The following is a 23,361-nucleotide window of genomic DNA, read 5'->3' as shown; positions in this document are numbered from 1 at the left end:
GAGACGGATTAGTGTTTTCTTGGCTTACGGAGGAATCTCTGCATTTGGAAAATTCGCTTTTAGAATTTGTTCTAGATTACCTATTGTGGTTTCGTATGAGCCATTATCGTTTCCGAATTCTCCATTATTTTCAATCGTACCCTCTTTAATTTGGTCGAAACTTAAAGATTCCAATTCATAGCCTTCTTTAGATCGTTAACGGTTAATCGAAGCCTTTTCATATTACAACTTTCCATCTGTATAACAGGAATGGCTCCACTAATAGTTTTTCAGCTAAATTACATTTTATCGAGACCCATTCGTTAAGATAAAGGACTACTAAAAAGTAGCAGCAAACCAGAATTGAACTTGCGAGCCCTTTTCCCGCAACTTGAGAACCAAGAAGAGTACCTTATGTAAATCCCAACTTGCAGAATCGTCATTTGTGAGATGGACTTGCGACCACTTTTCTCAAAAATAATATTTCTACAATTTAATATCGTTAGGAAATTCATACCTCTTCCCCTTTATACAATTTATATGTACATTATTTCCAATATCCAGATAAGTTACTCTAGTCACATTGAAGCTCCAACCATGTTTATAACTCATTAAAGGAAGGGTGAACTTGACGATTGTTTCTCGAGACACTGAAAATTACCACCCAAAGTGAGATGTACCAAAATGAGGTACCATACCCTTTACCATAGATAAATTAACAAATATCTTGGACAAATATCGTCCTCATGTGACTTACTCTGCATCGATTAAAAATCCAAGCTCATAAAATCGGTATCTACAGGGCTGGGGGGCGGTGGCGGGATAGGATACATGTTTGGAGGGTCTAGCATCTTGATAAATTCACTTCTGATATTGGTCGTGGCCGATTGGTTGACGGGGTGGGGTGCGGCCTGGATTAACGGAGAACTGAGGAGTCGGAAAGGATACTACGGGATCGCCCGGAAGGTGACCATTTTCCTCCTGGTGACCATAACGCATTTTATCGATATGGCGCTGGGTAACTTGCAGCATTTTCAGAATGCCGTGATCTGCTTCTATATCGCGAATGAGCTTTTTAAGTATCCTGGAGAACGCTAGCAGGATGGGTATTTATATTGCGAAGGTATTGCTGTTGAGATGTTTGAAGCAAAAAGCGGAGAAGAAAAGGGGGATGAAAAAGGTGGCAACGCTTGAAGAAATCAAGGCGAGATCAGCGCCGGCGTTTCTCAATTTGAATCCTGCCTTGAAATACGCAGGCGAAAAGCTCATCGAGAGGTGCTATGAGCGCGGTGTCGAGATCAGGATCACATGGGGCTACCGATCGGCTGCTCAGCAACAGGAGATGTATAAGCAGGGCCGAACGGCGGCGAGCAAAGCCAAAGGCGAGAAAGTCGTTACGCAGGCCAAGCCTGGGGAATCGAATCACAATTACGGGCTGGCCGTTGACTTCGTGCGGATAAAGGGCCGCTATAATATGATTGCGGATATCGACCACGACGGCATAGCAGACTGGATCGAGGTCGTTACACAGGCAAAGCTGCTTGGTTCCGCATGGGGTGGTGACCGGAAGAGCTTCAAGGATTACCCGCATTTTGAAATGATGTTTCGGCCTGACAATTAAGCAGCTGCAGGCGGGCAAGTGTCCCACCGCGGCCCAGGAGCAAGCGGCATCGATAATATCAAGGCATTGGAGGCGGCGGAGTGTATGAGCAATGTAACGGAGCTCGAGGCAAAGGTTAAGGAACAGAACGAGGCGCTGCAAGGACTGGAGAAGCGCACAGCGGCCCTGGAACGGCTGGCGAATGTGACGGGTAACCAAACACCGCCGGAATAGTCACTGAAGGGGTTAAAGATAAATCCAAAAGACCTTATCGCACATTATGTGCTGGCAGGGTCTTTTTCTTTTACAGGTATAAAATAAACCAGTCTTATCCAAAATAAATGTGTGCATGCTCTGGCTGCACCTGCGTTCTCCTTTCTTGGGCCGTCCAATTGGGCGGCCTTTTTGTTTTACCATTCTTTGTAATATGGTAAAGTTTCGGGGAGAGGTGAAATAAATGAAAAATTCATGAAGCCACTGACTTCCCCAATGCATTTCCATACAGCCATGATAGAGCAGATCCCTGTGGCAGTGTTTATGGGTCAAGAGATGGTCGGCAGTGGGAAAATCATTGAAATCACAGATTACTCTGTAAAAATCGGCGATGAATTCTATGTGCGCGAAGCTTGCACGTTTAAATATGCAGTCTAAGCTATAAACCGTGTGAAGTATTAACTACGACTAGCTTAATGAAAGAAAGAAGCGCTGCCGCTGGCAATTGCTCCTTTTTCTGGAACTAACGTTCTCCGTTAGAATTCCTGTAGAATGAATAATTTGGACTTTGTACAAAAAAGAGCGCCTCTGTAACATGGGAGTTGGAAACGGGTCTACAGCCCTTTTAATCTCACCATCTAGGAGGTCGCTCTACTATGAAGTTTAAAGCTCAAGACAAGCAAAATCAACTCATTGAAAACATTTCCTCATCGCATCTGGTTGTCGGCGTAGATATTGCCCAAGAGACTCACGTCGCCCGTGCGGTCAGCTTTCGGGGAATTGCTCTAGGATCGCCGCTGGAATTTGGCAACCACGACGAGGGATTTCAGCTGTTCAGCCGCTGGATTCGAGATCTACTCAAATCTTACAAACTGAGCAAAGTTATTGTAGGTATGGAACCTACCGGCCACTACTGGCTGAGTCTGGCTCGCTGGTTTTCAGAGCAAGAGATTGAGGCGGTTCTTGTGAATCCCCACCTCGTCAAAAAGAACAAGGAAAATCGGGACAATACTCCCTCTAAAAGCGACCGTAAGGACGCGCTTGTCATCGCAGATATGGTCAAAAACGGCTACTATTCCCCCGTACGTTTCAATCCGGAAGCCTACAAGGAACTGCGAATTCTCATGGCCAACCGAGACACGGTTACCAAACGGCTTAATAGCGCTGTTAACCAGATTCATCGCTGGGTAGATATTGTGTTCCCGGAACTGCGGCAAGTCTTTAAAATCTTAACCTGCACAAGTAGCATTGCCACATTAAGGCTCTTTCCTCTTCCTACAGAAATTAGCCGTTTAACAACCGAGCAAGTCATAGCCGGCTGGAAACAATATGTGAAACGTCACGCGGGTTTGCAGCGAGCCGCGCAGCTCATCGCATTGGCTAAACGCAGCGTTGGCGCTACACAGGCTTTGCACGCCTACAAGCTGCACTTAAGTCAATTACTCGAAGAATACGACCTGGCCCAACGTCAGCTTGAGCAAATCGAAAATGAACTCCAACTCGTTCTTAAGCGCATCCCTTATGCGAAGAAGATGCTTGCTATTCAAGGTGTAAATGCAATCAGCTTAGCCGGTATTTTAGGTGAAGCCGGTGATCTGAGTGGCTATGCTCACGGTAATGCTTTGCTTCGACATGCAGGTCTTAACCTGGCTGAAGCCAGCTCAGGGAAATGGCGTGGAAAAATGGTACTTAGCAAGCGTGGCCGCCCTCGTCTCCGGCGCTTCCTTTATCTCATGACGATGTGCATGGTTATGACTAATCCGGATGTTAGAGCCCTGCACCACTACAATGTCGATGTGAAAAAGCTCAAGAAAATGAAATCCATTATGAAACTATGCGGTAAAGTGGCTCGAATGCTCGTCAGTCTGGCAAAGAGCAACGAAGCATACAGTTCAGCTAAAGTGTTTCCGCAAGCGGCTTAAGAGCGTTATTTCACCAGTTGATGCATTCGCAGGATGACAAGAAGCACGGAGTATCGGGAGACGTTGCGCAAAAGGGCTCGGACCCGTTCCGTTAGAAAAACCGACCTCCACCCCTTAGTTAGATGTGACGAAGGAATGATAGGGCTTGACCCGTTGAGACATGGGAGTGAGAATCGCTAGGGTGACGTGGAGACGTGCATGATATGGAACAAAGTGGGTATTGGACACAACACCCTTGTTCCCGCATGCCCTTTCTATAGTCCCCAGCCACCGACTCCCCCTGGATTCTTTGCTTTCATGTTTAGCTCAGGGTAAAATCCTGCGAATTCATGAGTCTGAGTGAGGAAACTGAATTATTTCGAGGGAGCGTAATGTATTCATTAAGGACCAAATAACTCACGAGATAATCCCTACGGCCATGCAAAATTCGATGGATAATCACCGTATTTTCAATGACACGATAAAAAACTAAATACGGATACACGACAATGAATTGGTAACCTCGTTTCAGTATGGCAATATTGAAGAACGTACACTGTGTAATTCCCCAATATCCCTTGCCCTAATTGATTTTTTATTGATTACACATACGTCCCTGTGTATTCGAGAGAACACTTTTTTTAAAAAACCACAAATGAGTCTTAAAATAAAATGTTTTAAACTGACCTCGTTCCGCCTCGATAATTGTACTTATACAACCTCTTCGGTGTATATACTTATGATGGGGTACAGTCCCCTCCTTGTATATAGAGAAAATAGGCTACCGTAATCAGTAGTTCCGGTAGTCTATTTGTCTCCCCCACAACCAAACATGCAGAATTAAAATTTTCCCAGACGAAAGATGCATATGTAAATTTTTGCACTAAGCCATCGTTGTCCCTGTCATTTTTCATACCCTAAGGATTTAGCTGTTTATGATTATTCGCTTCGTCAATATACGCGAAGTTCCGTAGACGGTTTCCTGTTCTTCATCCTCGACTTTCGGCGATACTTTATTTCGGAGCACAGCGGCTCATACGTCGCAAGGACGCCATTAAGGTCGCCGTATCGCGTTTCATAGTGCTGGAACATGTCGTGAAATAGGCGCAGCCCTTCCGGAAGGGGAGGCTACCGAGGCGCTGGCGCCGACCACTTTTATCGCATGGAGAAAATCGCGCTCCGTTGGGTACCGTTTGATGCGGACGTTTTGGCAGCGCTGCGGGTTCTTAAACCCGTCTGCGGCCAGCATTACGTTCCACTTCTTAGCTGTATGCAGCGGCAGGCCGTGGCGCTGCGGCTCCAGGCCCTGCGCGCGGTAAGATAGCTCGAATGGGGTATGCAGCTCTCGAAACGTCTCCGTTCCGAACGTAGTGAATGCCACCATTCCGCCTGGACGAAGCAGCCGCTTGAGCTCGCATAGTGTCTCCTGCGGGTGGGCAAGCCATTGGAAACAGGTGAATGCGAAGCGTTATTGTCGCGGTATATGAATTAAATGCTGATGAAGTGTTTGTTTTCGGACATCACGATTGCGGCATGAGCTATGTTGATCCTAGCGAAGCCTTAAAAAAATGAAGGAGAAAGGCATATCTACTGAAACTATCGACACCATCGAAAAGGCGGGAATTAATTTACAACAATGGTTATTCGATTTTGATAGTGTTGAGGATTCAGTATAAGCCAGCTTGCAGGCGGTCAAGAATCACCCTCTGCTACCAAAAAAACGTTCCAGTTCATGGCCTCGTAATCAACCCAGAAGGAAAGTTAGATTTAATAGTAGATGGTTATAAACAAAATTAAAAGGATTTACAGAAAAATCCCAAGGCTACGCTACAACCTATTTAGCTATTTTTGGGGCATACGCATAGTCAGGTAAAAAAACGACCGCCTTCTTTTTAAAGAGAGCGATCGTTAGCTGTTTTATTGATACTGCCGTGGCTGCAAATTCTGATTCTGCCAGCTTTGAGCCATTGACAAGCCCGCATTCTGCATGCCGGCTTGTTGTTGCGCTGTTTGTTGAAGCTGAGAACAAATTTGCATCGCCTGCTGCATCTGCTGAATTGCAGTTTGATGTCCTTGCAGAACAGATTGAATGGTTTGAACTGCTTTACGTTCTTTCTGGGCCAGCTGATCCAGTTGGGCGGCGTTTTGCTGCTCCTGTTGCAACATTTGCTGATACATGTTGCTCGATTGCTGCGTTTGCTGGATCAACTGTTTAATAATCTGCGCGCATTGGCTTGCTTGCTGTGAAAGGTTTTGTTGATACACGATCTTTGACCTCCTTCAATATTGTAGGACTTTATCCCCCAAAGCTTATTGTGTGCAAGTGCCCATTTTTCATGTAACGCCCCTATACATTTTAATCAACTGCACATCAATTTGCCGTTGGGTATCGGATTTTAATCTCGGCATGCGAACTTCAAGGATACCGTTGCGATACGTTGCAGTCGTTCCTTCCGTTTGAACGCGTGTTGGCAAAGACACCGCCCGCTGGAATCGTCCAACAAACCGTTCTTTGCGGTTTATTTGTTCCTGTTTCATTTCATTCGCTTGCTTTATAGTCCCACTAATTGTAAGCATGTTTTCATCCACATCGATATGAAGGTTCTCTTTTTTATCCAAACCAGGGATTTCACAAGAAACAATTACTTCATGTTCATTCTCAAATACATCAATACGAGGGGTTGCAAATCCTAGACGCGCGCCGATTTGTACATCTCCGCGAATCCTGAATTTTTGGAACGTATTACCAGTTATGTAACAGACGTACGACAACACAAGGTCGCCCTGTTTCCGGGTTTTACGAGCAATTAACAGAGATTGTTCAACGCCTGTTTCCAAAAGCCCGATAAAGTTTCGGCCTCCAAAAGAATGTCTCTTGAGATCAAACTAATTTGACATTCGTCTATTTACAGGCAGATTGGTTTCAGCACGAATGTGAACTACTGCTCCAATCGAGTTGGAGGCAGGCAATTAACCCCCGTCCTCTCACAACACCTAAGCACTAAGTTTATCCAAAAATTAATAATTTCCTTTTTGCAGTAGGAAGTTGGAAGGGCGTTATTTATGTTCCGAGACATTTCCCACACCTCGCCTTGAATTAGCCATCATGAATGCAGCCCAATCAGGCACTCCAAGCGCCCGGAGTTCGCGAATACGGGGGCGCACCCGTTTCCATTGTTTCAAGAGACATATCCGCAGCCTTCTCCTATTCCACTGGTTGTTTTGTCATCCAGAAATATCCAATCCAGCCCATGAGGTAGCGATTAAGATTTGCATCCGGCCTCCTTCAGATTATGGCTTCACAACCGACATCCCCTCGGGCTACGGTAGGCGCTCGCGAGCCCCCGTTCGGAACTCACACCCTAAAGATGACACCCAGGCTTACAGGAAAACCACCGGGGCTATGTGTTCCCAGGTGGTTTGGTAAGCATGCAGGTAACTTCTCTCAAATATTGATCAAATGAAGCGATGACCTTTTTGTCAACGCGAGTCCAAATGGATAAATGCCAATGCATTTCAAGGATGGAACAGCTTCAACGAAAGGAGGACGCTGATCGAATCTCTGGGAGCGTACAAGAAACGCTTCGAATGTTACTCGAAGCCGGTACTGGCCGATCAAATCTATCGCACCCGGAAAACAGAGGATTTGCAAAGCGCACGGCAATCGTCTGAGCGGTCTCCCCACTCGGCAGTCCTGCACAAGGAGTAAATTTGTGAGGGCAAAACCTTTTGGTCATTAAATAGCTTTTATTTAGGTCTTGCTTAACGGCCATGAATGTTACCAAAACCAGCAATTTTCTGAAAGAAGGCGGTTTAATCAGGATAAAAAGATTCTGAAGCTTGCGCTAGTGGTTCATCACAATTAGTTGCAGTGCGATGAAGGTTTTGCTTGTCTTCGCAAGGCATGTTCGAATACGGCCAAGCCCATATCGGCGCCTGCCTTTCCTGTTTCAATAAACGGGACATCAACATTGGAATCGGTAGGCAGTCACCCATCTGTTCCATTCATAATATTTTATGGCTATAACACAAGAAGAAGGTGAAAAATGATGGCTGTTGTGAAAGCGAGAGAAAGCGATGTTGCGCTCTTGGCCAGACTTCTTCGGGCCGAAGCGGAAGGTGAAGGAGAATACGGTATGCTGCTTATCGGAAATGTAGGCATTAATCGGATAAGAGCGAATTGTTCCGATTTTAAAGGCTTGCGCACCATTCCGCAAATGGTATTTCTACCGAATGCTTTCGAGGCTGTTTTACATGGTTACTTTTATCAAAAAGCCAGGGATCGAGAAAAACGCCTGGCTCGAAGGTGCATTAACGGAGAGAGGCATTGGCCTGCAAAATTTAGTTTGTGGTATTTTAGGCCGGAAGGCGATTGTCCCCCGACGTGGTACAATCAGCCTCTCGCGGGACGTTATAAGCTTCACTGCTTTTATGAACCGGCAGCTGAAACTTGCGAAAATGTTTATAATACGTATTAATTTGCTTTATAAATCGATTGCCGTTTTCGACAGAATTCAATCGCGGTAGCAATATCGTTTTCGCGTCGGACAATGGAAAAAAACGGCTCTGTTCAAATTCTTGATGACAGGGCCATTCTTCGTTTTCCTCTGGAGACTATTGCAGTGATTTGATTATTCTTTCGAATTCTTCCAAGGATAACTTGTTCAACCTACCTTTCAGAGAAATTGTTTTTCCTTCGTAAACGGGGTACACTCCTTGCCAGCCCCCAGCAATTGCATAATAATTTCCTTCCACACGTTTAATAAAACACACATATCCCTTTCCGCCATAGGACCGGGATATACTTTTTTGAGCGGATGTTTAGGGTCTGGTAGGGGTTCAAAACCGGTGGATAAGATGGGAAGGAACCGCGGGCCAGTTCCTTTCAGATACTCCTCAACATGAAATTTCTGAACATAATTGACCAATTCGCCGCCTTCAACCCGTTTTCCTAACAGTAGCTTCTGATGTTCGGTATCAAATCGGCCAAAGGCAATCATGATTGAATTATGAATTAACTGCTTTATATCTTTTGTTGGTGTGATATCCACGACTTGTTTTAGAATAACAATAACGTTTTGTGCTGCTGCAGAGGATAAGGCGAAACCAAGAAGAAAATACATACAAAGTATGGCATTTTAAACCAATGATTCCAAAAGTATTCCGTTAACGCGTTAATTCGGCCGTTTCTCTTTGCTCCCTCCAAGGTATTTGCGTCTTGTGAATATAATCTATTTATAACATAACAACGGAGATAAAACGCGCGCTGCTTGATCAAGAATGCGCTCAGAAGAACCAATGTATTGTGCATACAGTTCTGCCGGCACTTCGATTTGCTTGGCAATGTATGAAATGACGGCTTTAGGGACTTCAAATTTGTGAACGGAAATCGCGCCTCGTATTGGAAAAACTTGAACATGACCGCGAAACCAATCCTTGTCTCGCCGCTCTTATTCCCTATTTGCTGCATTTCGTTCGGAAAAAGAGTAAAATGCTCAATCAGCTAGCCTAGTTCCCAATTTCGCTTCTGTATTCTCCCCAAATGAAAGTTCCTATTACTGCGAGTATCGGAACAATATGATTGAAATCAGTATATCGAAGCAGCATATTTTAGACAATACGAGTCTCATAATTCCCGATGTTCCTTTTACAAAAATATATTCGGAACATTGTTTTTTTAGAGGAATGGAGGGGTTATCAGTCAATGTCGAATAATTCCATAAAGAGAGCGGATTCACGAACGGGCAGGATAGCGTGGTGTCGGTGAAGAAGATAAATTTTCCGCCTGCATATAGACAACCAACCCGGTAAAAATGACCGGAACCGGGCGGATGCCGTTTTCACTTCTATGCGTCTGCCATAGACTGATGTTGTAAGTTCTTCAAACTTCATCTACCAAGGAGGAATGGTTTCGATTGCAGTTTATCAAACAGGCAATGCCCATGTATACGCATGACCACGCCGCTTATGTCAGGCAAATGTACGACTGGCACATGAAAATGACTCAGTATCACGACCAATTGCATGCCTTTCATCTGGAAAGAGCGAAACAATTTCAAAAGATGGCCGAAGAAAGAGCGAAAACGTCAGAAATATCAAGCGATACAAGCGTCGCTTAAAGGCGAACCGACATGGAGCGATGTGATGAATTGGAAGCATTCCGAATCAAAATCTGGGACCGTTATGTAACCCTTCGTTCCCAATATGGAACCCGGATGCCCTTGTCTTTCGACCAGTTCTGGTATGACTTTTTGGCCAGGCACATGCTATCCGACTGTGGCGTAGAGCAAGTATATGAGGACTTCTGCAACAACTGGGAGAATCAGTGTGTGAAAAATGTTTGCGATTCAAGCCATCGGTAGAATGCCGGTAGTTTTTTTAACGAACCGATTCATACTTCGTTTTGTCCCGAGGAGGTGGCGACCATGACAGAGGAGCAAACGGCGAAAAGCGAGGAAATGCTGCAAACCGCATTCCGATTTAACAAAATGTCCGACTTGCTCCGTGCGTTAGTTGGAAAATTCATTGTATAATTTTCGAAGACAACTTATCCTGCGAAATAGGACCACCAAAAGGCCGGCTGTTGCCCAAAATGGGCAGCTCCGGCCTTTGATATTTGTATGCAGGGGACAAGGGTAGATGGGATCAAATCCAAGCGGAACTTTCACGATGCGGATAACTGCTTGGCGGAATAGGATGATTCGTTTCTGGACAACTTAAATGCTGTTTGCATAAAATTGGAAAGGTGAATACCTGCATGTCACGAACATTCAGTACAAGCGTTGAATACCGGACTACCTCTGCCCCAAGACAACCGAATCGATGTAAAAATTGCATCTGGGGCAACTGGGATGGGTTGAAACAATTTTGTTCGAAACCTGTCTGCATTAAGAAACAACCAATATAAGAGAAAGACGCCATCAATGGACAATAAATATCCATTGCTTTACGAATTTTTTTCGCACGAAAAATTTTATGTGTGGGGTCTGGAACCGGATCAACTGATCAATTATACCGGCGTTCTTATGCTGGACCATTCGACTTCCGGAAAACGAGTCAGGTAGAGAAAAGCAGTCAAAGGCGCATCCCGATGACGATACTGTCCATCTTCTTTTACTTGATCATGTTCGGTTATCTGTAAAGAATTCATGCCCAGTGACTGGCATTTTTTCCGAGGACGCATATAATGACGTGATCCAACTTTGAGGAGTGATGAATCATGTCCGTTGCGGCTCAAACAAGTACAAAGAGTTTACCTCCCTTTTCCATATGGGGAGTTCATGCATCTGTCGCCGGAAGACCGGTTGTGTGGGGCAAACTCGTGATGCGTGTTTTGCCGGACCAACAAATTCAAGGCACCATCCAATTTCGCGGAACGCCGATTCCGATTGAAGGAAGCTGGAATGAAAGCGCGCAGCAGATCATGTTTCATTCCCCCTACGCCGCCTACTCCGGCCATTTAACCATCTATGACGATGTCCAGATTCAACTTCGGCATCTGGTTCTCACCGGACGTCTGCAGATGCTACCCCCCTCTTTACAGGCGGGCGAATATGGAACCTGGGTAGTTGCCGGAGTATAGCGGCTATGTCCCACCCCAACCGTCTACCCCGGTCATTCGGGAAATGCATTTCATCTGCCTGACGCAGGCGACCCGAACCATCGACGTGACCAACCCTTATTTTATACCCGATGCGGATATCATGATGGCCATCAAAACAGCCGCGGCGCGTGGCGTTCGAGTGAGATTACTGGTGCCGCGCCAAGTGATTCCTAAAGTTGCAGGAGCTGCAAGCCGTACGTATTATGGCGAACTCGTGGAAGCAGGGATCGATGTGTTTCAGTACAACAAAGGGGTGCTGCACGCGAAAGTCATGATTATCGATGGCGAGATTGCCGAAGTGGGTTCTTCCAACTACGATCTCCGTAGTTACCGTTTAAACTACGAAGTGTGTGCAGTGATGTATCATTCTGATGTGGCCCGGGAGCTTACGGAACAATTCGAACGGGATCTCGCCGAGGCTACTCCATATCGTTTGGAAGATCATATGCATCGTACCTCTTCCGAGCGCATGCTTGATCAAGCAGCGCGTTTGTTATCTCCTTTGTTATAAATCTCAAAAATTACATGGAATTGAATCGAAGTCCAATTACACATGTATATGGCGAAAGGGGAGAAGGCGCCTCCAACGAATACAAGTAATATCGAATTTGGGCAACAGTCTATGGTGCAAATATCACGCCCGGCATATAGTGTAGAAAAAAAGGAGCTGCATCATAGATGATCATGATGAAACCGATTGAAGTTGAAGGTCATCAGGTTATAAGTATCGAGGTCGCCCTGCCCAAAACAACACTTCTGGCCATCACAACCGATCACGGATATATCATGTGCGGAGCGCTTGATATTCGTTTGTTAAATGAGAAATTAAACGATCGCCGCATTGTGGCAGGACGCGCAACCGGGGTACGAACAATAGAGCAATTGCTGGATGCCCCACTCGATATGGTGACCACAGAGGCGGAATTACGCGGAATTTGCCCTGGGATGAAAGGAGCAGATGCGCTTTTAAAGATGGTAAACGAGGTTAGTTAATTTTAAATCCATACTTAAGGAAAGTAGGGGGATTTTTTGTTAACGGGTCTGCATATTGTTTTCCTTGGAGGCGATGCCCGACATCTTGAAATCATTCGGTCATTCACAGACCTGGATGCAAATGTTGTGGTAATCGGTTATGAAGATTTGCACGAACAACTTCTTGAAGTTCAGCATTCCAAGCTTACGAGGGAGGTGCTTCGCAATGCTGATGTATTGATATTACCGGTTGTCGGTACAGACGACCATGGCAGAGTAGAGTCTTCATTTTCATCTGAAACGTTATTGCTGAACAAGGAATATATGTCTTCCTTGCCGAAACACGCAAAAGTCTGTACTGGCATAGCCAAGTCTTACTTGAGGAACCTTTGCGTAGAACTAGGAATAGATCTGATTGAATTATTCAGCAGGGACGATGTTGCCATATACAATTCCATTCCCACTGCGGAAGGCGCCTTATTGATGGCCATTCAACATACGGACATTACCATACATGGTTCGCGTTGTATGGTGCTGGGTTTGGGGAGAATCGGTCTTACGTTAGCCGGCATGCTTCACCGCCTGGGAGCACACGTCAAAGCGGGGGTTCTGAAACCGGAGCAGTTTGCACGTGCATGGGAGATGGGGATTGAGCCGTTTTATACGAAAGATTTGTACGATGAAGGCGTAAATGTGGATATTATTTTTAACACGGTTCCGGAGCAAATCCTTACTTCTCGTGTGTTGACCCGTATTCCGCATCACGCTATTATTATTGATTTGGCTTCCAAACCAGGTGGGACCGATTTTCGTTTTGCCGAAAAACGTGGAATCAAGGCCTTGTTGGCACCAAGTTTACCGGGATTGGTCGCCCCAAGAACGGCTGGACGTATATTGGCGAGAACGTTATGTCAATTGATCCAGGACGAACGGAGTCAAAATCGAGAGCAAATGGATATACTTGCTTGTCCTTCCGGGATATGAGATAGCGAACACTGTAAAACGAATCCTTTGGAGGCGTCATTACTTGTTTATACTTGATCTGAGAGGCCGGCACTTTGCCGGCCTCTCAGAGTGAAGACAAACTCCCTTGCTGATTCAAAAGCAATGGGAGTTTTTGTGAATTTGAAGCACATATTGAAAAAGAGCGTGCGTTCTATTTATCCGGCGACCTGACTTCCAAAGCCAGGTCGCCATTTTTTTCAGGTTCATAGCAGTGAAAACAAGCATCGCCTGCATCGTCACCTTCTTAAGTCCTCGTAAGGTCGTCCAACGCATGCCATGCTTTTCTTTCAAATCCGCAAATACTCGTTCTATTGTTTCTTTTCGCTTTTGGTAAAGCTGTTTGCTTCCTTCCGTATGTCGGAGGTGCTCAGCTTCCTCTACGTATTCAGCCCAGATGTGCCGGCTGATCCGCTTTACAGCATCCTTGCTCTCTGTGCACCGATCTCGAAGTGGGCAGTTCTGACAAATGCTCGGATCGGACCGATACATTTTATACCCGTCGCGGTTGGTTGTTTCGTAAGACAGTACAGCGTTCGCCGGGCAAATGTAGCAGTCATAATATTCATCATACACATACTCATACTTTCGGAAAAAGCCATCTTTCGTATGGGGCCGGGTGTAGGGCATAACCGGGCGAATTCCTTCTTTGAGCAGCGTCCTGCAAATGTAGGGTGTCTTGTATCCTGCATCCGCGGCAACCGCCCTTGGAGTCGAGAGGTTCCGGGCCACCTCGCCTAGTAGATCCTCAAACATTTGACTGTCGTGAACGTTGCCTGGAGTTACCTTGACGCCCAGTACAAACCCACTCCGATCACACGCGGTATGGAAGCTGTAGGCAAATACCCGTTCTTTTTCCCCTTTTACAAACAACCCGCTCTCTGGATCAGTGGCGCTGGTCTTCACCTCCTTCATGGAGACTTCCGACTTTTTTTCCAGAGGCTTCTTTCCATGCGCAATACGGTCCTGATTAATCTCATCGGTTAAACACCCTTATTGTGGACACTGCACCTCTTATTCGATATCGATTGTAGAATTGCTTTAAATTGCTGCCATTTACTCTTAAATGGACGTTTCGAAGATGATCAAACTTTAACTTGTTTCGGTTTTACCATTCCTTGCTTGACTGCCTCCCTGTACTCATAGGGGGATAAGTCATAGATGCTGCCATGAATACGGATGCGGTTATAATCCTGAATAAACTGACTCACAATCTCATAGGCCTGTGGATAGGACTCAAATTCATGGCGCTGGTAACACTCTAATTCAATGATGGCGTGATAGGATTCGATGTGCGCATTTTTATTTGGCGTATTAGGCGGAATACGCTCGTGAACCATGCCAAATTCCGTACAAGCCTCTTCAAACCGATGGCTGATAAACTGCGGACCATTATCGGAACGTAAGACCGGCTTATCCTCTTGATCAAAGAGCTGGCGTTTCATAAGCGCTTCCTGCGTAATCTGAACGAGGTGCTTGGCTTCACAGGTCAGCCCAATATGATAGGCGACGATGGCGCGATCAAACACATCTATTATGCACATAAGGAAGAAGAACCGCTGCTCACCTTGAATCCATCCGTATTTAATATCGACTTCCCACAACTGATTAGAATCGGTTATCACGCGATTGTTAGCTAGACGCTTAGGATGCTTTATCTTTATTTTTCGCTGTGGACGAAGCACGTCCATTAACTTGCACAGGCGGTACACTTTCTTCTTGTTGATCTTAAGTTTATGGCGTCTTCTAAGAAGCACAGTAAGCTTACGATAGCCGTACGCCGCGCCTTCTCCTGCTAAGAACTCCATGATCCATTCACAGATCTGCTCATCGCTTACGGGCTTGCCGTCTTGTGTATAAGATAAACCAGGTGCGGGGCGACCGATCCTGAGTATAGTCTCTTGAACTTGCTGCCTTCTATTAACATGTGCATAGTACGTGGATCGCTCTACTTCCAGTACACGCAGCACGAAGCTGATGCTATGCCCTTGTACGATATACTTCTGAGCAATCTCTATTTTATCCGCAAGTGCGGGTTCGTTTTTTTTAGTAGGTCTTTGAGAATATCCCTCTCTAGGGCTTGCTCTGCATAGAGCTTCTTAAGTTTTTCATTTTCTCTTTCAAGCTGTGCATAATCTTCTGCAGTAGGAACAAACTTCGCTTGCTTGATGCTGTTCCCGTCCAACTGATCCAGATCCTTACGGCTGAGCTCTCTGGCCCATCTGAGAACCATCTTAGGATCAAGCTCATGTTGACGCGCTACGGCTGTCATATTGCCAATCTCTTTGCCCTTGGCAACAACCATTTTCTTAAAGTTTAAGTCGTACTGTTTCTTCGTCATATTGTGTTCCCCTCCGCTTGATTTCATTGTATCTAAGTAAGGGGTGTACTGTCCAAGTCTAAATGGGGGCTAAATAGTCATCATCCAGCAGATCTTGAAACTTTTTGCTTTGTTCTTGGACTAGCTCTTTCACGTATTTGTTTCTGTTCGCATTAGCTTTCACGTGAGTGGCATCGATGAAAAGCACATCAGGGTGCACAAATCCATGCTTCACGGCTTCTTCTAAAACCCGGGCGAAGATCGATTCAAAGAGCCCTGTATCCCGGAAACGGCGGACATAGTTTTTACCCAGCGTCGAGAAGTGAGGAATGGGCTGGCTAAAGTCATAGCCGAGGAACCAACGATAAGCAATGTTGGTTTCGATTTCTTTGATCGTCTGACGGATCGAGCGGATGCCAAAGATACACTGAATAAGAGCGATCTTGATGAGAACGACAGGATCGATGCTAGGACGACCGGTATCTTCGCTGTAAGTGTCACGAACGAGATCGTAAATGAAATTAAAGTCAATTGCATTTTCAATTTGACGAACAAGATGCTCTCCCGGAACCAACTCCTCCAGAGAGACCAAGGATATTTGTGTACGTCCTTCATAGCCTGTTTTCCGCAGCAATTGCAAGCACTCCCATTCATCAGTGATTAATACTATTATATCATATTAACGCGGTGAATGGATGAAGTTTTTGATTAAAAAGAAACTGTCGAAAGGTACTTTGTCGACAGTCTGTATCAGGCAGACAAATTATCCATAGCGGGTCAAATGGCCGCGGGAATTGCGCATGAAATTCGAAACCCGCTTACCGCGCTGAAAGGATTTCTGCAATTGTTAAGCGCCGGCAACGAAAATGGAAGTAAGTACTACGATATTATGAAGGATGAATTAACTCGTATCGAACTTATTGTAAATGAACTGCTGGCCTTAGCCAAACCGCAAGAGATGAACTTGACGCGGCATGATCTTTCCGAGCTGATTCAGGATATCGTTGTGCTGCTTCAGACGCAGGCCACTTTACATAATGTTGAAATTCACTTTCATCCAACCAAGGAATCCGTGCAGATCCGGTGCGATGGAAATAAAATCAAACAGTTATTTATTAATTTGATTAAGAATTCCATTGAAGCGATGCCTGAAGGAGGAACCGTCTGGATCGAACAAATGCGATGCGATGAATGGGTTAAAGTAAGCATAAGGGATAACGGGGTTGGAATTCCGCAAGAATTGTTGCAAAAGATCGGACAACCTTTTTTTACACAGAAAGAGACAGGGACAGGTCTCGGGCTATCCATTTGTTATCAGATTGCAGAGTATCACAATGCGAATATTGAGGTTGCAAGCGAGGTTGGCGAAGGTACAACTTTTACCGTATCCTTTCCCATCGCTCTGTAACGGCTTATAGGTATAATCTTAGAAATCGGGTTCCACTTCGTGACGAGAAATTAGCTGGCTTTTTTACTGTAGTTCTGCACACGATAAGTGGCCGGGAAGGAAGTTAATGGTGATGAGGCAAATCGTAGAGTTCCTCATGAATTCAGATCAAATGGATATTGGACTGGCTATCGTCGATTCAGAAGCCAAAATTTTATTTTTAAATACAACCATGAATACCTGGTACACAGTAACCTCCGGAGAAGAATTCCCTGAACACTCGGCATTACAATCGATCGTGGGGCAAGTACTGCAGGATAAAAAGAATTACTCGGGAGTACTCGTGCAAGAGAGGTTAGATGGCAAAGTACGATCCATGATCACCTATGTATACCCGCAGCTAAAAGGGGAATGTTTTGTTCTGATGGCCGATATCCAAGATTTTCAACAGTACGTGAAAATACAATGCGAGAAAGAAAGAAGGGAAACCATTGTGCATATGGCGGCGGGCACAGCCAATATCATTCTAAATCCTTTAACGGTAATCAAAGGGACGCTTCAACTTCTGGAAAAAAGTTTGAAGGATCATGTTTCCGTTTTACAATTCGCGGCATCTCCACCTCATCAGAAATTGGCCGGATACTTTAAACTGCTTGATGAGCAAATTCAGACGATCGACAAAGCGTTGCAGCGATTTTTGCTCTTTGGAAAACCTTTCGAATGGAAATTTGTTCCTATTTCTCTTCTTTCATTTATGCAAGAATGGATTCCAGATATACAGGTCCAAGCATTGGAGAAAACAGTACGTTTCGCTCTGGAATTTCCGGAGCAAAACGGTTTTGTGTTTGGACACCCCAAGTTGCTGCGAGCGGCGCTGCAAGAAATCATTAACAATGCATTAGATGCAAGTCCCCCAGGTTCTGTCTTAACGCTCCGAATTAACATTACGGATAATCACATCCACATCATTGTTCGCGATCAAGGAGCAGGAATTCCAGAAGATCTGCAGTCCCGAATCATCCTACCGTTTATTACAAGTAAACAGGACGCCATTGGATTTGGGCTCAGTTTTAGTCAAGTTATGATCGAAAAAATGGGAGGCTCTTTGAAAATCGATAGCTCTGATCTAGGCACAAACGTTATTGTTCAATTACCCGCATTTAAGGGAACAGTTTAAATGTGTCGGTAACATTGCGGTAAACAAACTCTCAACAATTTTTTCAGGGGCTCTTGCCGGGAGTCGCGACCCAAAAAAGCATATTTCAATTCAACAATGCAGGGTAGCAAAGAATAATATTTCCCGAAGAGTACAAAATAAAGCTTGAAAAAATGATGACAATGGAGGAAATTACATGCCGCTCATTCCTTGGGATTCGTTTCGCAATACCGATCTATGGAGAAGGGATTTGGAAAAAATTTTTAACGAAGGTCTTCCGGAAATCGGCGCGCGTCTAGGATTTGCAACCCCTCGTATTGATGTATTTGAGAATGAACATGAAGTGATTGCTTCTTGTGAAATCCCTGGTTTGGATAAAAAAGAAGACCTTCATATCGATGTGGATGAAAACATGCTTACAATTAGTGGGACCATAAAGCAAGCGAATGAAGTGAAACAGGAACAAATACACCGCAAAGAACGGTTTGTCGGACGATTCCAACGGTCGGTGTCTTTGCCATCACGCGTTCAAACGGAAGGAACGACAGCAACGTATCGCAGCGGTGTCCTTGAAGTTCGAATGCCGAAATTAAAAGCCGATACCCAACGGCAAATTGATGTGCAGTTTCATTAAAATGAAGTGTGAGATCACAATATAGGCGTTACATGAAAAATGGGCGCTTGCACAAAATAACCTTTGGGGGACGAAGTCCTACCATATTGAAGGAGGTCAATGATCGTGTATCAACAAAACCTTTCACAGCAAGCAAGCCAATGCGCGCAGATTATTCAACAGTTGATCCAGCAAACGCAGCAATCGAGCAACATGTATCAGCAAATGTTGCAACAGGAGCAGCAAAACGCCGCCCAACTGGATCAGCTGGCCCAGAAAGAACGTCAAGCGGTTCAAACCATTCAATTTGTTCTGCAAGGACATCAAACTGCCATACAGCAGATGCAGCAGGCGATGCAAATTTGTTCTCAGCTTCAACAAACAGCGCAACAACAACCCGGCTTGCAGAGTGCGGGCTGGCCAACGGCTCAGAGCTGGCAGAATCAGAATTTGCAGCCACGGCAATATCAATAAAACAGCAAGTGAAAACGATCGTATTCTTTAAAAAGAAGGCGGTCGTTTTTTCACTTGACGATGCGTATACCCCAAAACCATCCAAGCCAAGGCGCGCTGGTTTGCCCGGGATGCTGAAGGCGCTGGGCGAGGCAGAGGTGCAAGTCACGTTCGGCATGCTGCCTCTTGCGCGGCATTTGCGACTATTTGCAAAGAAAACAGGGTAAGCTTTTAGCGGCGGACATTTGTCCATCGCTTTTCTGGTTGCAAAAAGGAATTTCACTCCCGTGAAACTTGAATTGTTGAACCATGCCGAATTGCCCAGCAAGAGGCGAGGATCTGACCATTAAAAATGTGTATGTACCACGAACCCCGATTTTGTGGAACACGTGAACCGATACGTGAGGGATGTTGAGCAAGGAAGACCCGTTTAGCGGATTTTTCGAAGGAATTTAGCGATATGGTTCAGCGAATTTTTCCAAATGTCCAGAGTAAATTGAATGAGGATCCTGCCTTCATAGGCGGGGGATTTTTTTCGCCTATCTGATTAGGGATTTTGGTGCTAGGAAAAAGCAGATTGTACACTTCGTCCTTCATCTCGCGGCTAATTCGTATTTTTTGCGACGTGTTCAAAGCCTTCTTTGGCCAGGGCGTGGTATGATTGATAACCGGCTTGCCCGCCGGGACGGCGCGCAGTCCACTTTTCTCTGTCGGCCGCTCATACCGACGACGAACTAACCGATGCCGCCACCCGCATATGCGAAGGATACCATTAGAGTCGCTGTATCACTTCTCGTACAGGCTACCAAGGCGCTGGCGCCGACAGCTTTTATCGCATTAAAGTATCGCTGAAGGAGAGGATGAAAAACAGGAAACCGTCTACGGAAAGTTAGCGTATAGTATGAAAAATAACAGGACAACGAGGGCTTAGTACAAAAATTACATATACATCTTTCGTCTGGGAACGTTTAAATTTCTGCCTGTTTAGTTCTGGAGAGACAAATAGACTACCATAACTAACAATCGTGGTAGCCTATTTGCTCTAAATGCAAGGAGGGGACTGTACCCCACCATTAGTATATACACCGAGGAGGTTGTATAAGTACGTACAATTATCGAGGCGGAACGTGGCCCGATTAAACATTTGATTTTTAGATGTATTTGTGGTAATTTAAGAAAAGTGAATTCACGATTTACACAGCGACGTGTGTGTAATCAATAAAAACTCAATTAGAACAAGGGGTATCGGGGAATTACACAGTGTACGTTCTTCAATATTGCCATTTTAATTACGGAAAGGACTGAAAAGCATGAGCTTCAAACAAAGAGAAGGCGGAGACGACAAGAGACCGGCACGCCGCGGCGGCCGCAACAAACGTCGTAAAGTGTGCTACTTCACTGTGAATAAAATTACTCACATTGATTATAAAGACACCGAGCTGTTGAAGAAATTCATCAGCGAACGCGGTAAAATTTTGCCTCGTCGTGTAACGGGCACCAGCGCGAAGTACCAACGTCTTTTGACGGTTGCCATCAAACGCTCTCGTCAAATCGCATTGCTTCCTTACACTACGGAATAATCGGCAAGCCGAAAGCGGCAGCCGGAACCTAAATGGTTCCGGCTGTTTTTTTGTGACTATACATTTTCCGGCGGAGTAGAGGGCGAAGCGCAGGTAGAAAGGGGAGGAGAAGAGGGACATGAGGGGGCTAAGGGACACCAGAGCCGTTATTTTGGGAAAAACGGAGGTTTGTAAAATGTAACGGACACAGATGACCCTATTTAGCTCAAATCGTCCTGGATGAACGGGTTTAGAGCGAAATAGGGTCGCCTGTGTCCGTTAGGCTGGGAAATACCCGGGAAATGGGCGGATAAGGTCGCTGGTGTCCGTTAGAGCAGCGTCACCAGACCTATTGGGATAACAATGAAGTGAATAGTACAGTTCCCCTTAGATCCGTGATTTTGGGATCACCAAATGTGCTTAACGCCAATAGTACTGTGGGTTACGGGAAACGTGATATATTCGATACCCCAAAAGGGCGGGGAAATTGGCCAGGTTTTCTAACATGCGTACCTGAAATTGAACGATATCAATCGATGCGATACGACAAAATGTGATTATTTTACAGACAAGCCTCGTCGTATCTTGTCATATTGATGTAATATGTGTCAAAAACAAGCAATCTATAATGTTATATATATGTAATAAAACATAACCTATTTAAATTTGTAAGCGGTTCATATAAACTTTTGTTTTATATTTTTTGCAAAATATGATAATTGAGGAACCAACAGTTTGCTAAAAAAGATATTGACGTAAGATATTTTCACATGTATCATGATCAATAATTCAACTGAGATATTTTCCCATAAGAGGAACGGCTTTGATTACATAATTCAAAAGGAGGAGTCACTGCATCATGGCAAAGAGGAGAAATTTGTGGTCGGTTTTACTTGTTTTATCCCTGGTCGGAATTTTGTTTACGGGCTGCAGCACGAATAACACAGCTTCCAATACACCTGCGCCCGAAAACACGGCGCCAACCGAAAATACGTCTGAGCCCGGTACGGATAAAGCGGCAAATGAGCCGGTGGACGGCGGAACGATTACGCTCAGTACGTTTTCCGATATCGTCAATTTGAATCCGGTCTTCGTCAATGATACGTCTTCGGGGGATGTTGTGCAGTTTGTTTTTGCCAAATTGTATGATTTGGATCGCGAAGGAAACGTCGCCGCCGAACCGTGGTCGCTGGCCGCGGAGCTTCCTCAAATTTCCGAGGACAGCAAAACGTACACCGTGAAGCTGAAAGATACGGCGAAGTGGAGCGACGGGCAGCCGGTCACCGCGGACGATGTCATTTATACGATCGATACGATCCGCAACCCGGATACAGGGGCTCCCGGAATCGGGTTGTATGATAAAGTTGACAAAATGGAAAAGGTCGATGACCATACCGTGAATATTACGCTGAAGCAGGTTTATGCTCCATTCCAGTATTCGCTGGTCCAACAATTGGTTCCGGCCCATGTCTTGAAGGATGTTCCGGTGAAGGAACTGCAGAAAAACGCCTACGGGACCGATCCGGCCAAAACGGTCACGAGCGGGCCCTGGAAGTGGACGGCATGGAAACAGGGGGAAAGCCATACGCTGGATGCGGATCCGAACTATTGGGGAGCGGTAAAACCGCATATCGCTCAAGTCATTTACAAAATTTACGCCGACCAAAATACCGAAGTACAGGCGCTGCTGAAAGGCGATACGGACCATATCAGCGCGATTCCGGTGACGCAGGTGGAAGCTGTAAAATCGAACAAGGACATCGCGATCATCCAAAAGCCGGGAGCTCAGTACGAATACATCCAATTTAACTTTGAACCGAAAAACTTCCCGGGCAATTACGGACTATTTGAAGGGCAAAAGACGAGACAGGCGATCGCGTATGCCCTAAACCGTCAAGGCATGGTCGACAACGTACTGAAAGGTGTCGGCGCGCTGATGAATGCGCCGTTCCTGCCGGATACGTGGGCAGACCCGAAAGACGCGGCCGTGAATTATCCCTATGATTCGGAAAAGTCCAAACAGCTGCTGGCCGAAGACGGATGGGTGGCCGGCAAGGACGGTATTCTCGAGAAGGACGGACACCGCTTCTCCTTTGAACTGCAGTACAATGCCGGGAACAGCCGCCGCGAGCAGATCGCCGCGGTCGTTCAACAAAATTTGAAAGATGTCGGTATTGAAGCGGTTCCGAAAGCTATCGACTTTGCGGCATGGATCGACCAGAACGTAACGCCGGGCAAATACCAAGCGATCCTGCTCGGCTGGTCGCTGAATACGCCGGATCCCGATTCGGAGAACGTCTTCTCCTCCAAATACTTCCCGCCGGCGGGGCAAAACAGCGGCTGGTACAAAAACGAGAAGCTGGATCAGCTGTGGGTAGACGGTTACTCGACGGTCGATCAGGCGGAAAGACAAGCGATATATAAAGAAGTGGCCAAGGAAATTTCCACCGATTTGCCTTACGTGTTCCTGTATCAATACGGGCAAGCGATCGGAACGGGGCCTCGCGTGCATTGGGCGGAAGAAGACCGTCCGGAACCGTCGCTTGGGTACGGGCAGTTCTTCCATATTATCAAATGGTGGGTAACCGACTAGAAAAGACGGG

At 45.6% G+C, this 23,361-nt stretch carries 22 protein-coding genes and 5 pseudogenes; 17 read left to right on the top strand and 10 right to left on the bottom strand.

Annotated elements, in window-relative coordinates:
* Positions 1-831 precede the first annotated feature (831 nt).
* From EHV15_RS08195 to EHV15_RS08180, 4 genes are all read left to right on the top strand, one after another.
* Complete coding sequence (locus tag EHV15_RS08195) at positions 832-1,077, top strand: phage holin family protein (RefSeq protein WP_246061414.1); 246 nt, start codon at positions 832-834, stop codon at positions 1,075-1,077.
* Positions 1,078-1,081: 4 nt separating this feature from the next.
* A complete protein-coding gene (locus EHV15_RS08190) occupies positions 1,082-1,600 on the top strand; it encodes a M15 family metallopeptidase (protein ID WP_246061406.1) in 519 nt (172 codons plus the stop codon).
* A gap of 84 nt (positions 1,601-1,684) precedes the next feature.
* The gene (locus EHV15_RS37870; RefSeq protein ID WP_281281607.1) at positions 1,685-1,813 is read left to right on the top strand and encodes a hypothetical protein; all 129 of its coding nucleotides are present in this window, start codon (positions 1,685-1,687) and stop codon (positions 1,811-1,813) included.
* A 635-nt stretch (positions 1,814-2,448) separates the two neighbouring features.
* Positions 2,449-3,714: an IS110 family RNA-guided transposase gene (locus EHV15_RS08180; RefSeq protein WP_128630797.1), complete on the top strand. Its 1,266-nt coding sequence runs from the start codon at positions 2,449-2,451 to the stop codon at positions 3,712-3,714.
* A 301-nt stretch (positions 3,715-4,015) separates the two neighbouring features.
* On the opposite strand, the gene EHV15_RS08175 is transcribed toward EHV15_RS08180, so the two are convergent.
* Together EHV15_RS08175 and EHV15_RS08170 are read right to left on the bottom strand one after the other, a co-directional pair.
* Complete coding sequence (locus tag EHV15_RS08175; protein WP_281281712.1) at positions 4,016-4,225, bottom strand: type II toxin-antitoxin system RelE/ParE family toxin; 210 nt, start codon at positions 4,223-4,225, stop codon at positions 4,016-4,018.
* 543 nt (positions 4,226-4,768) lie between these two features.
* Positions 4,769-5,077, bottom strand: coding sequence for a hypothetical protein (locus EHV15_RS08170; protein ID WP_128630796.1), 309 nt, complete (start codon positions 5,075-5,077; stop codon positions 4,769-4,771).
* Between the two features lie 74 nt (positions 5,078-5,151).
* On the opposite strand from EHV15_RS08170, the pseudogene EHV15_RS37240 reads away from it, so the two are divergent.
* Positions 5,152-5,490 (top strand): annotated as a pseudogene (locus EHV15_RS37240) (beta-class carbonic anhydrase); the annotation flags it as partial.
* A gap of 120 nt (positions 5,491-5,610) precedes the next feature.
* On the opposite strand, the gene EHV15_RS08165 reads toward EHV15_RS37240, so the two are convergent.
* The 3 genes and pseudogenes from EHV15_RS08165 to EHV15_RS38020 all read right to left on the bottom strand — a co-directional run.
* Complete coding sequence (locus EHV15_RS08165) at positions 5,611-5,958, bottom strand: hypothetical protein (protein WP_128630795.1); 348 nt, start codon at positions 5,956-5,958, stop codon at positions 5,611-5,613.
* Positions 5,959-6,027: 69 nt separating this feature from the next.
* Positions 6,028-6,465, bottom strand: a complete 438-nt coding sequence (locus tag EHV15_RS08160; RefSeq protein WP_246061403.1) for an Hsp20/alpha crystallin family protein — start codon at positions 6,463-6,465, stop codon at positions 6,028-6,030.
* A gap of 167 nt (positions 6,466-6,632) precedes the next feature.
* Positions 6,633-6,961 (bottom strand): annotated as a pseudogene (locus tag EHV15_RS38020) (hypothetical protein); the annotation flags it as partial.
* Positions 6,962-7,742: 781 nt separating this feature from the next.
* Between EHV15_RS38020 and EHV15_RS08150 the strand changes: the two are divergent.
* On the top strand, positions 7,743-8,171 hold the full coding sequence (locus EHV15_RS08150) for a cell wall hydrolase (RefSeq protein ID WP_128635247.1): 429 nt from the start codon (positions 7,743-7,745) through the stop codon (positions 8,169-8,171).
* A 198-nt stretch (positions 8,172-8,369) separates the two neighbouring features.
* Here the strand turns inward: EHV15_RS08150 and EHV15_RS08145 are convergent, their stop codons facing one another.
* The gene (locus EHV15_RS08145; RefSeq protein ID WP_128630794.1) at positions 8,370-8,816 is read right to left on the bottom strand and encodes a hypothetical protein; all 447 of its coding nucleotides are present in this window, start codon (positions 8,814-8,816) and stop codon (positions 8,370-8,372) included.
* A 792-nt stretch (positions 8,817-9,608) separates the two neighbouring features.
* Here EHV15_RS08145 and EHV15_RS08140 point away from each other — a divergent pair.
* From EHV15_RS08140 to dpsA, 5 genes and pseudogenes are all read left to right on the top strand, one after another.
* A complete protein-coding gene (locus EHV15_RS08140) occupies positions 9,609-9,812 on the top strand; it encodes a hypothetical protein (RefSeq protein ID WP_128630793.1) in 204 nt (67 codons plus the stop codon).
* Positions 9,813-10,912: 1,100 nt separating this feature from the next.
* Positions 10,913-11,275: a hypothetical protein gene (locus tag EHV15_RS36400; protein WP_246061402.1), complete on the top strand. Its 363-nt coding sequence runs from the start codon at positions 10,913-10,915 to the stop codon at positions 11,273-11,275.
* 13 nt (positions 11,276-11,288) lie between these two features.
* Positions 11,289-11,807, top strand: a pseudogene (locus tag EHV15_RS08135) (phospholipase D-like domain-containing protein); the annotation flags it as partial.
* A gap of 167 nt (positions 11,808-11,974) precedes the next feature.
* Entirely contained in the window at positions 11,975-12,289 is a 315-nt protein-coding gene (locus tag EHV15_RS08130; protein ID WP_021624005.1) for a YunC family protein, read from the top strand.
* A gap of 36 nt (positions 12,290-12,325) precedes the next feature.
* Complete coding sequence (gene dpsA, locus EHV15_RS08125) at positions 12,326-13,252, top strand: dipicolinate synthase subunit DpsA (RefSeq protein WP_128630792.1); 927 nt, start codon at positions 12,326-12,328, stop codon at positions 13,250-13,252.
* 114 nt (positions 13,253-13,366) lie between these two features.
* Here dpsA and EHV15_RS08120 read toward each other — a convergent pair.
* The 4 genes and pseudogenes from EHV15_RS08120 to EHV15_RS08105 form a co-directional block, all read right to left on the bottom strand.
* Positions 13,367-14,257: pseudogene (locus EHV15_RS08120) on the bottom strand (IS1182 family transposase); the annotation flags it as partial.
* 98 nt (positions 14,258-14,355) lie between these two features.
* On the bottom strand, positions 14,356-15,249 hold the full coding sequence (locus EHV15_RS08115; protein WP_260986070.1) for an IS3 family transposase: 894 nt from the start codon (positions 15,247-15,249) through the stop codon (positions 14,356-14,358).
* Positions 15,250-15,284: 35 nt separating this feature from the next.
* A complete protein-coding gene (locus EHV15_RS08110; RefSeq protein ID WP_028407134.1) occupies positions 15,285-15,611 on the bottom strand; it encodes a transposase in 327 nt (108 codons plus the stop codon).
* Positions 15,612-15,687: 76 nt separating this feature from the next.
* Positions 15,688-16,224: pseudogene (locus EHV15_RS08105) on the bottom strand (transposase); the annotation flags it as partial.
* 147 nt (positions 16,225-16,371) lie between these two features.
* On the opposite strand from EHV15_RS08105, the gene EHV15_RS37235 reads away from it, so the two are divergent.
* From EHV15_RS37235 to EHV15_RS08075, 6 genes are all read left to right on the top strand, one after another.
* Positions 16,372-16,998, top strand: coding sequence for an ATP-binding protein (locus EHV15_RS37235; protein WP_246061400.1), 627 nt, complete (start codon positions 16,372-16,374; stop codon positions 16,996-16,998).
* Positions 16,999-17,110: 112 nt separating this feature from the next.
* A complete protein-coding gene (locus EHV15_RS08095; RefSeq protein ID WP_005836072.1) occupies positions 17,111-18,154 on the top strand; it encodes an ATP-binding protein in 1,044 nt (347 codons plus the stop codon).
* Between the two features lie 175 nt (positions 18,155-18,329).
* Positions 18,330-18,767, top strand: coding sequence for an Hsp20/alpha crystallin family protein (locus tag EHV15_RS08090; RefSeq protein ID WP_005836070.1), 438 nt, complete (start codon positions 18,330-18,332; stop codon positions 18,765-18,767).
* Positions 18,768-18,872: 105 nt separating this feature from the next.
* Entirely contained in the window at positions 18,873-19,220 is a 348-nt protein-coding gene (locus EHV15_RS08085) for a hypothetical protein (RefSeq protein ID WP_128630790.1), read from the top strand.
* Positions 19,221-20,509: 1,289 nt separating this feature from the next.
* The gene (rpsR, locus tag EHV15_RS08080; protein WP_082207605.1) at positions 20,510-20,779 is read left to right on the top strand and encodes a 30S ribosomal protein S18; all 270 of its coding nucleotides are present in this window, start codon (positions 20,510-20,512) and stop codon (positions 20,777-20,779) included.
* Between the two features lie 838 nt (positions 20,780-21,617).
* Entirely contained in the window at positions 21,618-23,351 is a 1,734-nt protein-coding gene (locus EHV15_RS08075; RefSeq protein WP_128630789.1) for an ABC transporter substrate-binding protein, read from the top strand.
* Positions 23,352-23,361 lie beyond the last annotated feature (10 nt).

This window comes from Paenibacillus oralis (genome assembly GCF_003863965.1).
In the GTDB taxonomy this organism is placed as follows: domain Bacteria; phylum Bacillota; class Bacilli; order Paenibacillales; family Paenibacillaceae; genus Fontibacillus; species Fontibacillus oralis.
The sequence above is the reverse complement of the archived record's forward strand: the minus strand, read 5'-3'. Positions and strand labels throughout refer to the sequence as shown.

What these genes read in the sequence shown, in the direction of transcription:
- EHV15_RS08190 (WP_246061406.1), top strand. Translation starts at nt 1,082, where the DNA reads ATGGGTATTTATATTGCGAAGGTATTGCTGTTGAGATGTTTGAAGCAA.
- EHV15_RS37870 (WP_281281607.1), top strand. Translation starts at nt 1,685, where the DNA reads ATGAGCAATGTAACGGAGCTCGAGGCAAAGGTTAAGGAACAGAACGAG.
- EHV15_RS08180 (WP_128630797.1), top strand. Translation starts at nt 2,449, where the DNA reads ATGAAGTTTAAAGCTCAAGACAAGCAAAATCAACTCATTGAAAACATT.
- EHV15_RS08170 (WP_128630796.1), bottom strand. Translation starts at nt 5,077, where the DNA reads ATGGTGGCATTCACTACGTTCGGAACGGAGACGTTTCGAGAGCTGCAT.
- EHV15_RS08150 (WP_128635247.1), top strand. Translation starts at nt 7,743, where the DNA reads ATGGCTGTTGTGAAAGCGAGAGAAAGCGATGTTGCGCTCTTGGCCAGA.
- EHV15_RS08145 (WP_128630794.1), bottom strand. Translation starts at nt 8,816, where the DNA reads ATGTATTTTCTTCTTGGTTTCGCCTTATCCTCTGCAGCAGCACAAAAC.
- EHV15_RS36400 (WP_246061402.1), top strand. Translation starts at nt 10,913, where the DNA reads ATGTCCGTTGCGGCTCAAACAAGTACAAAGAGTTTACCTCCCTTTTCC.
- EHV15_RS08130 (WP_021624005.1), top strand. Translation starts at nt 11,975, where the DNA reads ATGATCATGATGAAACCGATTGAAGTTGAAGGTCATCAGGTTATAAGT.
- EHV15_RS08110 (WP_028407134.1), bottom strand. Translation starts at nt 15,611, where the DNA reads ATGACGAAGAAACAGTACGACTTAAACTTTAAGAAAATGGTTGTTGCC.
- EHV15_RS37235 (WP_246061400.1), top strand. Translation starts at nt 16,372, where the DNA reads ATGGCCGCGGGAATTGCGCATGAAATTCGAAACCCGCTTACCGCGCTG.
- EHV15_RS08095 (WP_005836072.1), top strand. Translation starts at nt 17,111, where the DNA reads ATGAGGCAAATCGTAGAGTTCCTCATGAATTCAGATCAAATGGATATT.
- EHV15_RS08090 (WP_005836070.1), top strand. Translation starts at nt 18,330, where the DNA reads ATGCCGCTCATTCCTTGGGATTCGTTTCGCAATACCGATCTATGGAGA.
- rpsR (WP_082207605.1), top strand. Translation starts at nt 20,510, where the DNA reads ATGAGCTTCAAACAAAGAGAAGGCGGAGACGACAAGAGACCGGCACGC.
- EHV15_RS08075 (WP_128630789.1), top strand. Translation starts at nt 21,618, where the DNA reads ATGGCAAAGAGGAGAAATTTGTGGTCGGTTTTACTTGTTTTATCCCTG.